At 48.2% G+C, this 14,846-nt stretch carries 7 protein-coding genes; 5 read left to right on the forward strand and 2 right to left on the reverse strand.

The window, feature by feature from the left end; translation table 11 throughout:
- Window positions 1-308: 308 nt before the first annotated feature.
- Window positions 309-3,128, forward strand: coding sequence for a S8/S53 family peptidase (locus EFB08_RS07485; RefSeq protein ID WP_123126310.1), 2,820 nt, complete (start codon window positions 309-311; stop codon window positions 3,126-3,128).
- A 111-nt stretch (window positions 3,129-3,239) separates the two neighbouring features.
- Here EFB08_RS07485 and EFB08_RS07490 read toward each other — a convergent pair whose 3' ends face one another.
- Window positions 3,240-5,516 (reverse strand): aconitate hydratase, encoded by a 2,277-nt coding sequence (locus tag EFB08_RS07490; RefSeq protein ID WP_123126311.1) that lies wholly within the window; start codon window positions 5,514-5,516, stop codon window positions 3,240-3,242.
- Between the two features lie 155 nt (window positions 5,517-5,671).
- Between EFB08_RS07490 and EFB08_RS07495 the strand changes: the two genes are divergently transcribed.
- From EFB08_RS07495 to EFB08_RS07515, 4 genes are all read left to right on the forward strand, one after another.
- Window positions 5,672-6,919: a peroxiredoxin family protein gene (locus EFB08_RS07495; protein ID WP_123126312.1), complete on the forward strand. Its 1,248-nt coding sequence runs from the start codon at window positions 5,672-5,674 to the stop codon at window positions 6,917-6,919.
- Window positions 6,920-7,934: 1,015 nt separating this feature from the next.
- Window positions 7,935-9,020: an efflux RND transporter periplasmic adaptor subunit gene (locus tag EFB08_RS07505; RefSeq protein WP_123126314.1), complete on the forward strand. Its 1,086-nt coding sequence runs from the start codon at window positions 7,935-7,937 to the stop codon at window positions 9,018-9,020.
- Window positions 9,021-9,045: 25 nt separating this feature from the next.
- The gene (locus tag EFB08_RS07510; protein ID WP_123126315.1) at window positions 9,046-12,252 is read left to right on the forward strand and encodes an efflux RND transporter permease subunit; all 3,207 of its coding nucleotides are present in this window, start codon (window positions 9,046-9,048) and stop codon (window positions 12,250-12,252) included.
- Window positions 12,242-13,675 (forward strand): TolC family protein, encoded by a 1,434-nt coding sequence (locus EFB08_RS07515; RefSeq protein ID WP_123126316.1) that lies wholly within the window; start codon window positions 12,242-12,244, stop codon window positions 13,673-13,675. The genes EFB08_RS07510 and EFB08_RS07515 overlap by 11 nt, the downstream gene beginning before the upstream one ends.
- Window positions 13,676-13,976: 301 nt before the next feature.
- Here EFB08_RS07515 and EFB08_RS07520 read toward each other — a convergent pair whose 3' ends face one another.
- The gene (locus tag EFB08_RS07520; protein ID WP_123126317.1) at window positions 13,977-14,807 is read right to left on the reverse strand and encodes a class I SAM-dependent methyltransferase; all 831 of its coding nucleotides are present in this window, start codon (window positions 14,805-14,807) and stop codon (window positions 13,977-13,979) included.
- Window positions 14,808-14,846 lie beyond the last annotated feature (39 nt).

Consider the following 14,846-nt stretch of genomic DNA (forward strand, 5'->3'; position numbering starts at 1 on the left):
CAGTGGATTACAATATAGAACCTTTACTATAATAAATTTCAGATCATAGCACAGGCTTTAAATAAGAAAGTTAGTCTTTTGCAGGGCCAAACCACTTAGTTGATACTTTTACCATGATCTTAACAGTTTCACTACAATGCAATATTATCTTTCTCAAAAAGTAAGATAATATTGAAAATGGGATATACTAATTTCAGTCTCTCGCGTAATGATGATAGATCTCTCCCAATTAGTTTTAGCTCTCTGGGTAATATTCTATTTTAACTAAAAATTTTGCTGAATTTGATATTATATTTACCTTTATTTCAATGAAATATCTGTACGCGCTACTTTCCCTTGTTTTGGTATTCATTTGGGGAACTTCAAGTTCATCTGCCTGGGCGCAGAATTTGCCAAAAACGGAGCCTTTCACCGTAATCTATAAATTAAAGCCAGCCGCTTCTTCCCACCTGAACAGAGCCGCAGCACCATCTGCAGTACAGCAAGTGGTACAGCGGGTAGCCGCTGGGCGTACCGAGCAAAAATTCCCGAGAGCAGCCAACTCTGTTTCCAGAACCTCTAAAAAAAATGCGGTAGACCTTTCTCTCATCTACCAGATGCGCTACAACTCTGATCAAACTTTTGTTCAAGTGAAAAAGCAATTACTTGAAACAGGTTTGGTAGAATATGTAGAGCCTTTGTATCAATATGAGCCCCTGCACGTGCCCAATGACCCAAAAGCAGACTCGGTAAGCGGGTCTCAGAAATACCTGAAAAAAATTGGTGCCTTCCAAGCTTGGGATGTTACTAAAGGTGATACTACCGTAGTCATAGGTATTTTGGATACCGGTGTAAGACTGACCCACGAAGACCTCAAAAACAAAATAAATTATAACTACGCCGATCCTATTGACGGAATTGACAATGATGGAGACGGGTTCAAAGACAATTTCAGAGGCTGGGACATGGCCGACGGAGACAATGACCCCACGGCAGATGCCAATGGCCACGGAACCTTTGTAACCGGTATTGCCGCCGCCCAGGCAAATAATGGCGTGGGGATGGCAGGGGTTGGATATAACGCCAAATTTTTACCTATTAAGGTTTTCGCCTCTACCCCAACCGGCTCATTCAAGGGATACGAAGCCCTAGTCTATGCCGCTGACCAAGGATGCAAGGTCATCAACCTTTCCTGGGGCGGGGCAAGCTTTGCCTCTGCTTTTGAGCAGGATGTAATCAATTATGCCGTCCTGGACAAAGACGTGGTTATTGTAGCCGCGGCGGGCAACACCAATGCCGAATTGGATTTCTACCCTGCCTCTTATCAGAACGTAATTTCAGTGGCCGCTTTAGACCAAAACGATATCAAAGGTGGTTCACATACTTACAGCTACAATATAGATCTAGGTGCCTTGGGAATAGGGGTTTTTTCTACCGGTAATGCCAATGACACAAACTACGGAAACGGTACTGGTTCTTCGTATGCCTCCCCTATGGTGGCCGGGGCTGCGGCCTTGTTGCGCAGCCATTTCCCAGACCTTTCGGCTTTACAGATCGGAGAGCGCCTTCGCGTCACCGCAGATGATATTTATTCGCTAGCAGGCAACGCTTCCTTTAAAGAGAAACTAGGCACGGGTAGGCTGAATGTGTACAAAGCGCTCACGGCAGAAACTCCCTTCTCGGTGCGTCTTACCTCTTGGGACTTGTTGAGTTCATCAGAACTGGGACCCGGAGGAGAGGTAAGCCTGGTGGGTAAATTTGTCAACTACCTTAGTCCGATCTCTGGATTAACGGTTTCCTTAACTTCCAGCAGCCCTTATCTGCAGGTTTTACAAGGTGACTTTTCTGCTGGTAGCCTGGGAACAATGGAGAATACGCAAAACACCGAAACCCCATTCAAATTAAAAGTAGCCCTAAACACTCCGGCGAACACCCCCGTGACGCTGCGAATAGGTTTTACCAACGGAGCCTCCTATACTGACTACCAATATATTACTCTGGTCCTCAACCAGAACTTCTTAACTACAGACGTAAACAATCTGGCCGTTTCCGTCATGAGCACTGGAAACATTGGGTATAACGGGCTAAACTACAGCCAGGGAAAAGGAGTGGTTTACCGAGGTAGTGCTTCCCTGCTGGCCGAAGGAGGTTTATTGATTGGTTACTCGCCTACCCTGGTCTCAGACAACATCCGAAACGAAAAAGGAAGCACAGACCGTGATTTTTATGCAGTTACCAATCTGCAGCGCAAGCGCAATGCTCCTTACGCAGAGTTCTATGGATCGAATGTCATGCAGGACTCCCTAACCACCACCAAAAACAAAAGCCTGAACATTCAGCAGAATGTCTTTGCCTGGTCTACTTCGCCCAACCGCGATTTTGTGGTCTTACAATACATCCTCACTAACCGTACTCAGGATACCATTGCGAACGCCCATGCCGGTATGTTTGCCGACTGGGACATTATCTCTGCCGCCAGAAACGTGGCAGAATGGGATAATAGCTCACATATGGGTATCATCCGCCATAAGTCAGACACCAGTTTATGGGCCGGAATCCAGTTGCTGACCAAGGGAGCACCCAGTTTTTACGCCCTTGATAATACCACTGGCACGGGACCTATAAACATGAGTGACGGGTTCTCCACGAAGGAAAAGTACCAAGCCTTATCAGGTGGCATCCAACGGGACAGTGCCGGCTTTACAGATGGGAAGGACGTGTATTATATTATTTCATCGGCTATCAGAACGTTAGCCCCTGGGCAGACAGATACAGTTGCTTTTGCCATAGTGGTAGGCCAATCAAGGGCTGAAATGAAGAAGAGCGCCAGTGCTGCACTTCTTAAATACAACCAGATTCAGGGCGGCGGAACCGTTACGGCTATCCCCTCTCCGGTTGATGTCAAAGCCGTTGCCCTTTATCCCAACCCTTCCCGCGGACGTGTAACCGTTACATTACCCCCAGCTCTTCAGCAAACTACGGTAATCGTGCAACTGGTGGACAGCAAAGGCCAGGTACAACCCCAGGGAAGCTTCCAGAGAAAGGACAAGATTTACTTCGACTTCTCAAACCTGACCTCCGGCATGTACTACCTCCGGCTTGTTTCTAACGCTGGAACTGTCACCCAAAAGTTAATGATTGCTAAATAAGGTACTCGTTTTGGCCTGTTTTCATAAAAATAGGCATTAAACGGAAAAACCTTTAAAACAGAAGAGGCAGCCTAGTGGGCTGCCTCTTCTGTTTTAAAGGAAATATCCTGCTTAGGCGTGTTGCTGCTGCAAACGGATCAGGTTAAGTGCCGAACCAGCTTTGAACCACTCAATTTGGCCTTGGTTGTAGGTGTGATTGGCCTCAAAGGTGTCAGTAGTACCGTCTTTGTGGGTTAATCTAACCTGCAACGGAACTCCTGGCGCAAAGGAAGTCAAGCCAATGATGTCAATGGTATCGTTCTCCTGGATAAGATCGTAATCTCCTTTGTTGGCGAACGTAAGCGCCAGCATGCCTTGCTTCTTCAGGTTGGTTTCGTGGATACGGGCGAAAGATTTCACCAATACCACTTTCACACCTAAGTGACGGGGCTCCATGGCCGCGTGCTCACGGGAAGAACCTTCACCATAGTTCTCGTCTCCAACTACCACAGTTCCAATGCCGGCTGCTTTGTAAGTACGGGCTACTTTTGGCACTTCCTCATAGCCTTCACCTTGCACCAGCAGGTTTTTAACGCTGTTAGCTTCGCCGTTGAACGCGTTGATGGCACCAATCAGCATGTTGTTGGAGATGTTGTCCAGGTGACCACGGTATTTTAACCAAGGACCGGCCATAGAGATATGGTCAGTGGTACATTTGCCTTGGGCTTTAATCAAGAGACGCAGACCTGTCAAATCCTGTCCGTTCCATGGTGCAAAGCCTTCCAGCAATTGCAGACGGTCTGAGGTTGGATCCACCACTACTTCTACCCTGCTTGGATCAGCAGCCGGAGCCACGTAGCCTGCATCTTCCACCGCGAAACCATTTACAGGGAATTGGATACCGGTTGGCTCATCCAGTTTCACCTGCTCACCGTTTTTGTTGATTAGCGTGTCGGTCAAAGGGTTGAATGTCAAATCCCCCGCAATAGCGAAAGCCGTCACGATCTCTGGCGAGGCCACGAACGCGTGCGTGTTCGGGTTGCCATCGTTACGTTTGGCGAAGTTACGGTTGAACGAGGTGATAATAGAGTTTTTGCGTTTCGGATCATCGGTATGACGCGCCCACTGCCCGATGCAAGGACCACAGGCGTTGGCCAATACCACACCTCCGATTTCGGAGAAAGTACCTAAGATGCCATCACGCTCGGCGGTGTAACGCACCACCTCAGAACCTGGGGTAATGGTGTATTCTGCGTTCACGGTAAGGCCTTTTTCTACGGCTTGTCTCGCCAAAGAAGCGGCACGGGTTAAGTCTTCGTAAGAAGAGTTGGTGCAAGAACCGATCAAACCTACTTCCAGTTTAGCTGGCCAGTTGTGCTCACGCACGGCAGCGGCAAACTGAGAGATTGGCCAGGCGGCATCTGGGGTGAACGGACCGTTCACGTGCGGCTCCAACTCGCTCAGGTTAATCTCAATCAACTGGTCATAATAAGCCTCTGGGTTGGCGTACACCTCGTCATCGGCACGCAGGTGCTCGGCAACCTGACTAGCCAGATCAGCGATCTCACCGCGCTCGGTGTGTCTCAGGTACTCGGCCATGGTCTCATCATAGGCGAAAACCGAGGTGGTAGCCCCAATCTCGGCACCCATGTTACAGATGGTTGATTTACCGGAGCAGGAAATGTTCGCGGCACCTTCACCGAAGTATTCTACGATGGCACCGGTTCCGCCTTTCACGGTTAGGATACCCGCCACTTTCAGGATAATGTCTTTTGGCGCAGCCCATCCGCTTAAGCGGCCGGTCAGTTTCACACCAATCACTTTCGGGAATTTCAGCTCCCAGGCCATTCCGGCCATTACGTCTACGGCATCGGCACCGCCTACACCAATCGCGATCATACCCAAACCACCTGCGTTAGGCGTGTGGGAGTCGGTCCCGATCATCATTCCGCCCGGGAAGGCGTAGTTCTCAAATACCACGGTGTGGATGATACCCGCACCCGGCTTCCAGAACCCGATACCATATTTATTAGATACAGAAGCCAGGAAGTCGTACACTTCTTTGTTTTCGGCGTATGCCTCGGCCAAATCCTGGTCAGCACCCACGCGGGCCTGGATCAAGTGGTCACAGTGCACCGAAGAAGGAACGGCTACCGTTGGGCGGCCTGCCTGCATGAACTGAAGCAAAGCCATCTGAGCGGTGGCATCCTGCATGGCTACGCGGTCTGGCGCGAAGTCAACGTAAGACTTACCTCTCTCATAGGCCTGCGTGGCAGAACCGTTGTATAAGTGAGCGTAAAGAATTTTCTCAGTTTGAGTTAAAGGCCGGCCAACCGCCGTACGTGCTGCCCCAATCCGGTCGCCCAGTTGCGCATACACTGCCTTGATCATGTCTACATCAAATGCCATAGATCTGCTTTGTATTATTTAAGTTCAGTGCTCCTATCGTCGCGCACAAATGTCGCAAACAGAACACTTTTACACAAGTGTTTCCAATATCCCCTTGGGCAAAGGATTTTTGTCTCCTTTGCGACAAATTCAAGGGTGAGCGTTACTTTTACGGAATGAATAAGAATACCCTTTCCAGATTCTCCGTTTTCGCCTTAGTTTCTGCCTCTTTAGGTCTTCAGGCCTGTTCCTCCTCCTCCAAAGGTGAATTGAGCACCGGCTCCTGGCGAGGTACCATTGAGGTAAGCGGCCAGGAAATGCCCTTCAACTTTGCGGTCTCAGAACAAGACGGAAAACAAGTTGCCCATCTCATTAACGGAGATGAGCGAATTTTGATTAATGAAATTTCTCATTCGCAGGACAGCGTGCGCTTGCAGATGCATATTTTTGATGCGGCCCTTATTGCCAAAATAGAAGGAAATAAACTAAACGGACGTTGGGAGCGGAAAGACCAGGCAGAACCCTACAGCCTTCCTTTCACCGCCGAGTTTGGAAAAACAGCCCGTTTTTCTGAAAACCCCGTCAAACCAGCATTGGATGTTTCCGGCAAGTGGGAAGTGACCTTCACCGAAGATGACGGAAAGACCTATCCAGCCATTGGCGAGTTCGTGCAGAAAGGAAATGCGTTAACAGGTACCTTTCTGACGACCACCGGCGATTACCGCTACCTGCAAGGCGAAGTAGACGGAAGCAAACTAAAGCTTTCTGCTTTTGACGGAGCCCACGCCTACCTATTCAACGCCACCGACCAGGCAGACGGTACTCTTTCAGGAGATTTCTACGCGGGTAAATCGGGTCACGAGACCTGGACAGCCAAACGCAACGACAACTTCAAACTAGCCGCCGCCGATTCGCTTACCTTCCTGAAACCGGGCTTTGACCGCCTGGATTTCTCCTTCCCAGATTTGAACGGCAAGAAAGTATCCCTCTCTGATCCTCAGTTCAAAGGCAAAGTGGTGGTGGCGCAGATCTTCGGGTCTTGGTGCCCCAACTGCATGGACGAGACCAAGTTCCTGGCACCTTGGTATGAGAAAAACAAAAGCCGCGGCGTAGAGGTAGTAGGCCTGGGCTACGAGGTAAGCCCGGAGTTTGACAAAGCCAAAGCCCGCATTGAAAAGATGCGCGATCGCCTGCAGGTGCCCTACACGTTATTGGTAAGCGGCACCAAAGACAAGGAACTGGTGGCTAAGTCACTTCCGGCGCTCAACCATGTGCTCTCCTTCCCTACAACTATCTTTATTGACAAGCAAGGCAAAGTACGCAAGATCCACACCGGTTTCTCTGGTCCCGGTACCGGTAAGTATTACGAGGAGTTTGTGCAGGACTTCAACAAAACCATTGATGAACTGGTAGCCGAAAAGTAATTTACTGATTACCTTCATAGTGCACAGGGCGGACTTCTTTTAAGAAATCCGCCCTGTGCGTTTTAGGGCTATTTTGCGGAAAACCTATGCAAATCGGTTTAAGCGGTTTTCAATTCTAAGCAAGGACTTCCTTTAGCAGACTTGAAACTCCCAAATGGGGCATAACGACGTGAAGTTCAACTGATTTATTCTCATACCAACAAAACCAAGATTCATTTAAAAACCTTCTAATATTTAAAATTAATCATTTGTCAATGTAAATTGGCGGATGTAGTTTTGCCGCAGAATGACGAAGAGATTGATCACCTATCTTCTTTCCCTGTGTATCCTCGTTTTGGTAGGGTATGGCCACCTTTTTGCACATACAGTTCAGAAAGGCAGCTCTTACATTCCTACTAGCTTTACAGGAGTACTGCACGCTCATTCAGGACTTTCCCAATCAGGTTTCTCTTTTCTCAAATCTACTACCTCTGACGGAGCCAAGGCAATTGATAAGATTGCTCCCTCAGAAAACCAGGTAGAAGAAAATGAATTAGTTTCTTCCAAAAAGTATCCGGATGGCAGTGATTTCATTCCTGTCCTTTTCTATGCCAGCGCGCTCGCGTTTCTTTTATGCAATCTTAAGCAAATCTTACATTCCTGTAAGCAAATTGCCTTTTTCTCCTACCATAAATGGTACCTCCTCTTCCGGGTTTTCCGGATATGATGTAAACCTTCCTCGGGCATTTGACCAGTGCCTCCCTTTCCATTCGTACAGTCGGACTGCTTTAACATAAGCTAGCCGGGAATAAAACATCGAAATTCCAATTATTAACTTCCTATTTAGGTTAGCCCTGCTCTGCCCTGCAGAACAGCTATATACCTCCGTTGGCACCTCCCCTTTGCTGACACAACCTATATATCCTCTCTTTTCTACCCTGCGCCCACTAGCCTACTGCTACCTGGAAGCACCCGTGTATCCTTGATACACCTCAAAAGCAATCATCAGATTCAATTTCATAAATCATTAGTAACCATGAAGAGAGTTTTCATGCTCGCAGCCCTGTGTGCCTTTTTGTTCCAGACAAGCTGTGAATCTAAAAAAGAAGAAAAGGAAGAAGCCACCGAATTCCTGGTGACCAGCCCTTTGGTGAAAGACACATTAATCACGAAAGAATACGTCAGCCAAATCAGGGCCATCAGCCATATTGAAGTAAGGGCCCTGGAAAAAGGCTACCTGCAGAAAATCTATGTGGACGAAGGCCAATCGGTGAAGAAGGGACAGCTCATGTTCCAGATCATGCCTTCCATGTACCAGGCCGAGCTCCAGAAAGCCCAGGCGGAAGCCAGTTTTGCGGAGATTGAGTACCTGAATACGAAGAAGCTAGCCTCCGGTAATGTGGTGGCTCCCGGTGAACTCGCCATGGCGAAGGCTAAATTGAACAAGGCGAAAGCCGATGTTTCCATAGCCCAGGTACACTTAGGTTTCACCCAGATCAGAGCACCGTTTGACGGTATCATGGACCATTTCCAGGTACGGTTGGGCAGCTTGGTAGACGAGGGAGATCTGCTGACCACCCTATCAGACAACAGCCAGATGTGGGTGTACTTCAACGTTCCGGAAGCCGAATACCTGGACTTCAAAACCACTACCCAGCGGAGCAACGGAGCCCAGAAAGTGAAGCTTGAGATGGCGAACCAGCAGGTGTTTGATTACCCAGGAGAGGTAAAAACCATTGAAGCAGACTTCAACAACGAGACCGGGAACATCGCATTCCGGGCCACCTTCCAAAATCCTAAAGGCCTTTTGCGCCATGGCGAAACCGGTAACATCCTCATGGAAGTGCCCATGAGAAATGCCCTGCTCATTCCGCAGAAAGCCACCTTTGAGGTTCTGGAAAAGAAGTATGTCTACGTGCTGGACAAAAACAATGTGCTGCGGTCAAGAGAAATCAGCGTGGCCGCCGAGTTGCCGCACATCTACGTGGTGCAGAAGGGCCTTTCTAAAGACGATAAGATCCTGCTGGAAGGCTTGCGTTTAGTGCGCGAAAACGAAAAAATACACTCAAAATTCGTGGAGCCCGACAAAGTAATGTCTCAGCTGAATTTATATGCTGAGTAACGGGGTATCCTAAAAATAAGAAGACATGTTTAGCAAGTTCATACGCAGACCGGTATTCGCGATTGTGATATCGATCATGATCGTCTTTGTGGGTACGCTTTCCATCAAGAAGCTGCCAATCTCTCAGTTCCCTGAGATTGCGCCTACCACCGTCAATATCTTTATCGCTTATCCGGGTTCCAGTGCCGATGTACTGGTGAAATCAACCTTGATTACCCTGGAACAGGCCATAAACGGGGTGGAAGGGATGCGCTATATCGCCACGGACGCCACCAGTGCCGGGGAAGCTACCCTCAGGATCATTTTTGAACCGGGCACCAATCCCAATGATGCCGTGGTCCGGGTAAAGACCAGAGTTGACCAGGTGATGCCGCTCCTCCCTGAGTTGGTGCAGCGCGAAGGCGTGGTGATCACCCCCATCCAGCCCAGTATGCTGATGTACGTCAACCTCTATTCGAAGGAAAAGAGCATGGACGAGAAGTTCCTCTTCAACTACGCCACCGTGAAGATGATCCCCGAAATCCAACGGATCAAAGGGGTTGCCAGAGCGCAGATATTGGGTAGCCGCCGGTACGCCATGCGTGTTTGGTTGAATCCAGACCGCATGCGGGCCTACAAAATTTCCGTGGAAGAGGTCATGAAAGCCTTGGGCGAGCAAAGTATCATCGGCCGCCCAGGCCGGATTGGCCAAAGCTCCGGTATTGCCGCCCAGTCCCTGGAATACGTGCTTACCTACAAAGGCCGCTACAACAAACCCGAAGAATACGGCGACATCATTATCCGGGCCAATGCCGAGGGCGAAAGCATTCACCTGAAGGATATTGCCACGGTTGAATTGGGCAGTGAATTCTTCGATATCTATTCAAACCTGGACGGCCACCCCTCGGCGGCTATTGTATTGAAGCAGAACTACGGCAGTAATGCCAGCGATGTAATTGCTGATGTGAAGGCTCAGTTGGATGAAATGAAAGCCAATTTCCCTCCGGGGATGGACTACAAAATCAGCTATGACGTTTCCCAGTTCCTGGATGCCTCTATTGAGCAGGTGCTCCATACCTTAAGAGATGCTTTCATTCTGGTAGCCATTGTGGTGTTCATCTTCCTGGGCGACTGGCGCTCAACCCTCATCCCTATTCTGGCGGTGCCGGTTTCCTTGATTGGGGCGTTCTTCGTGATCCAGTTCTTCGGGCTGTCCATTAACCTGGTGACGCTGTTTGCCTTAGTGCTGGCCATTGGTATTGTGGTGGATGACGCCATTGTGGTGGTGGAGGCCGTCCACGCCAAGATGGAGGAAGAGCCGCACCTCACGCCGTTCCTTGCAGTGAAAAAAGTACTGGGTGAGATCAGCGGTGCCATCATTGCCATCACTGCGGTAATGGTTTCTGTGTTCCTGCCTATTTCCTTTATGACGGGTCCGGTGGGTACCTTCTACCGGCAGTTCTCCATCACCATGGCCAGTTCCATCGTGATCTCGGCGCTGATCGCGCTGACGCTTACCCCGGTGCTGTGCGCCATGTTGCTGAAGAACCATCACGGGCACGAGAAGAAGAGAAACATCCTCACCAGAGGGCTGGACAGTTTTAACCGTGGTTTTGATAAACTAACCGGAAAATACGTGGGCTTGCTGAGAAGAATCGTGAGCAGAAGATGGTTAACGTTCATTGTTTTGCTGGTCTTCGGCGCCGGGATCTTCTACGAAAACCTGGTAGTTCCTTCCGGCTTTATCCCAAATGAAGACCAGAGCACGATCTACGCCATCATCCAAACCCCGCCAGGTTCTACTCTGGAGAAAACGAACCAGGTTTCCCAAAGACTCCAGAAGATCTGCGAGGAAATTGACGGGGTAGAATCTGTGTCTTCTCTGGCCGGTTACGAGATCATGACCGAAGGCCGCGGATCCAACGCGGGTACTTGTTTGATCAACCTGAAACCATGGTCTGAGCGGAAGCACAACGTGAAAGAAATCATGGAAGAACTGGAGAAAGAATCCAAAGGCCTTGGCGCGGTGGTGGAGTTCTTTGAGCCGCCCGCTATCCCGGGCTTCGGGTCTTCCGGCGGTTTCTCCATGCGTCTGCTGGACAAAAACACCGATACCGACTACCACGAGTTTGACAAGATCAACCAGGAGTTCATGGACAACCTGCGCAAGCGGCCTGAACTATCGGGCTTGTTCACTTTCTTCGCGGCCAACTATCCGCAGTATGAACTGGAGATAGACAACAACCTGGCCATGCAGAAAGGCGTGTCCATTGGTAAAGCGATGGATAACCTGAACATTCTCATTGGTAGTACCTATGAGCAAGGGTTTATCAAGTTCAACCAGTTCTTCAAAGTGTACGTGCAGTCTGATCCTAAATTCAGAAGGCTGCCGTCTGATATCCCGAAGCTGTACGTGAAAAACGATGCGGGTGAAATGGTGCCTTACTCCTCTTTCATGCGGTTGAAGAAGTCACAGGGACCTAACGAGATCACCCGTTTCAACATGTACAACTCAGCCTCTATCCAGGGGCTTCCGGCTAAAGGATATACCACAGCAGATGCCATCCAGGCCATCCAGGAAGTAGCTGCCAAGACCTTGCCTAAAGGGTATGATATTGCCTGGGAAGGCCTTTCTTATGACGAGTCTACCCGCGGGAATGAATCCATCTACGTGTTCGCGATTGTGTTGGCGTTCGTCTACTTTGTGTTGGCGGCGCAGTATGAGAGCTTCATTATTCCACTGGCGGTAGTGTTTTCCTTGCCCGTAGGGATTTTCGGTTCGTTCCTGGTGCTGCAATTGATGGGATTGGAGAACAACATCTACGCCCAGATCGGGCTCATCATGTTGGTAGGTTTGCTTGGTAAAAACGCGGTGTTGATTGTGGAGTTTGCCGTGCTCAAACGGCAGCAGGGATACACCATCCTGGAAGCTGCTATTGAAGGGGCCAAAGTGCGTTTCCGTCCGATTTTAATGACTTCCTTCGCCTTTATCGCGGGTCTGATTCCGTTGGTGATTGCCACCGGCGCCGGCGCCATCGGGAACCGGACCATCGGGGCTTCTGCCATGGGCGGGATGCTGTTCGGTACTATTTTCGGGGTGATCATCGTCCCTGGGCTGTACTACATCTTCGCCAAACTGGCCGATGGCCGTCACCTGATCAAAGACGAAGAGGAAAGCACATTAACCGAGGACTATGTGCATGCCATTGACAGATTTCCCCAACCTTTAGAAACTGAAATCGATGCTCACTAAGAAAATAAGGAATTGGGTTGGGGTAACGCTGGTTGCCCTGACGTATACCGCCTGCAGCGTACCAACGTTGGTGCAGAAATCAGAAAACAAGGCCGTACCTGCGAGTTATTCCAACTCGCAGGATACTGCCAACACCGCCCAGGCGAAATGGAAGGAGTTCTTCACCGATCCTTACCTGGTTTCCCTCATTGACACGGCCCTGCAGAATAACCAGGAGTTGAATATTACCATGCAGGAAATAGAGATCGCCAGAAATGAAGTAAGAGCCAGAAAAGGTGAATACCTGCCGTCGGTTGGTTTGAGAGCCGGAGCTGGGGTAGAAAAAGTAGGCCGGTTTACGAACATCGGCGCCTTAGAAGCCACCACTTACATTGAGCCCGGAAGAGAGATGCCAGAGCCGCTGCAGGATTACGTGGTGGGTGCCTTCGCTACCTGGGAGGTGGATGTCTGGCATAAACTTCGCAACGCAAAAAAAGCGGCTGTAAACCGGTACCTATCATCGGTGGAAGGACGGAACTTCATGCAGACGAACCTCATTTCTGAGATCGCGAACTCCTATTATGAACTGCTGGCGTTGGATAACCAATTGGCCATTGTCAAGCAGAACATAGAGATCCAAAGCAATGCCCTCAGAATTGTGAAACTGCAGAAAGATGCGGCAAGAGTGACCGAGCTGCCCGTACGCAGATTCCAGGCCCAGGTCCTCAATACCCAGAGCCTGCAGTACGAGATCCAGCAGAAGATCACCGAGACCGAAAACCGCATCAACTTCCTCATAGGCAGATTCCCGCAGCCAGTACAACGGAATACCCAGGATTTTGCGAGTTTAACGCCGAAAATGGTGAATGCCGGAGTTCCGTCACAGTTACTGGCCAACCGCCCAGACATAAGACAAGCCGAGCTGGAGTTGGCCGCAGCCAAACTGGATGTGCAGGTAGCCAGAGCAAGATTCTATCCATCGGTAGGCATTTCTGCGGGAGTAGGCTTCCAGGCTTTTAACCCCAGCTTCCTGCTGAAACCGGAGTCCTTGCTGTTTTCCCTGGCGGGGGATTTGGCGGCACCGTTGGTCAATAAGAATGGCATCAAAGCAGTCTATGCCAGCGCCAATGCCAGACAAATCCAGGCCGTCTACAACTATGAGCGCACCATCCTGAACGCTTATGTGGAGGTAGCCAACCAACTAGCTAAGATTAGTAATCTGGAGAAAAGCTATGGTTTGAAGTCCAGGGAAGTGGAGGCGCTGACCCAATCCATTGACATTTCAAACACGCTATTCAACTCCGCCAGAGCCGATTACATGGAAGTTCTCCTGACCCAACGCGATGCGCTGGAATCAAGGTTTGACCTGGTAGAAACAAAAATGCAGCAGATGAATGCCATGGTGAATGTGTACCGGGCATTAGGCGGCGGCTGGGTTCAATAGGTGAAGTAAGTAATCAGCCAGTTTGAAGCTGTTTTTCAAAAAAGAGGTCCTATTCACCAGTTGGCAAATAGGGCTTCTTTTTATTATTCCAATTAACACTTAGAAAGAAAATGAATTTATTCACCCAATTTATTTCTCTTACAGTTTAACACATTTCAAAAAAACATATTCATTTTATATGTCCTAAACTATATAGAAACAACCTGTAATCAGCTTCACAAATAAAAATAATCAAACCAATTAAAACTTTACAACAAATTAATTTATTGTGTTTTAAAACAATAAAACACAATAAATTAATTTACAATTCTTTAATAGATTCAAACACTATTGCATTGTTACCAACAATCCCCAGAAGTGGATTGTATAAGTGATGCAGGTTTGTTATAAATCCGATCTCGTTTAGCTTGATCAACATTTCTAAAGAGAATATCCGATACACCAACACACCTTCTTCTCTAATAGGATCTTTGTGAAATTCTGGTTCAGAAAGATATTGAATATTCCCATTTTCATCAAGAACGGCTTTCACTGTATCCTTGAATCCCCTTGCATCAAAAGGGATAGTAAATATGTGTCTTCCCCCCGGCTTTAATACCCGGTGCACTTCTTTGAAAGCTTGGTAGGTATTTGGGATATGCTCAAAAACTTCAGAGGAGATTACAACATCAAAGCTATCATCTGCAAAAGATAACTTTTGTAAATCTTGGTGTAAAATTCCATTTACATAATCTCCGCTTTTATATTCTTCACCAAAATACTCACTGTAAACATAATTCTTCATTTTCACCAATACATCATGAATTGGCCCTTTTGACTCAGTGTAATAAACCCGTAAATCATTTCTAGAAATAAAGTTTTTTAATGAGTTGAATAATGGCTTCTTGTTTAAAACCGAAGTAAGCATTACATAACTTATCTGTCTTTGCCTATTGAAGGACTTACATGACTTACAAGTACAATCTTCTCGCAAATCATTTCCTTTTACTTTATACAAACCTACTCTATTACATACAATACATTTAAGGGGCAAATGATTAAGTTTAGACGGCAAGAAGCGAAACTTGAGGGCAAGCAAATCAAATAGTCTATTCTTTGTATAAATAGGGTATTTTACAGAATCGATATTCATTGAAATATATTATAGAAACACAACAAGATTTTTAGGATT

This window comes from Rufibacter latericius, assembly GCF_003721515.1.
In the GTDB taxonomy this organism is placed as follows: Bacteria; Bacteroidota; Bacteroidia; order Cytophagales; family Hymenobacteraceae; genus Nibribacter; species Nibribacter latericius.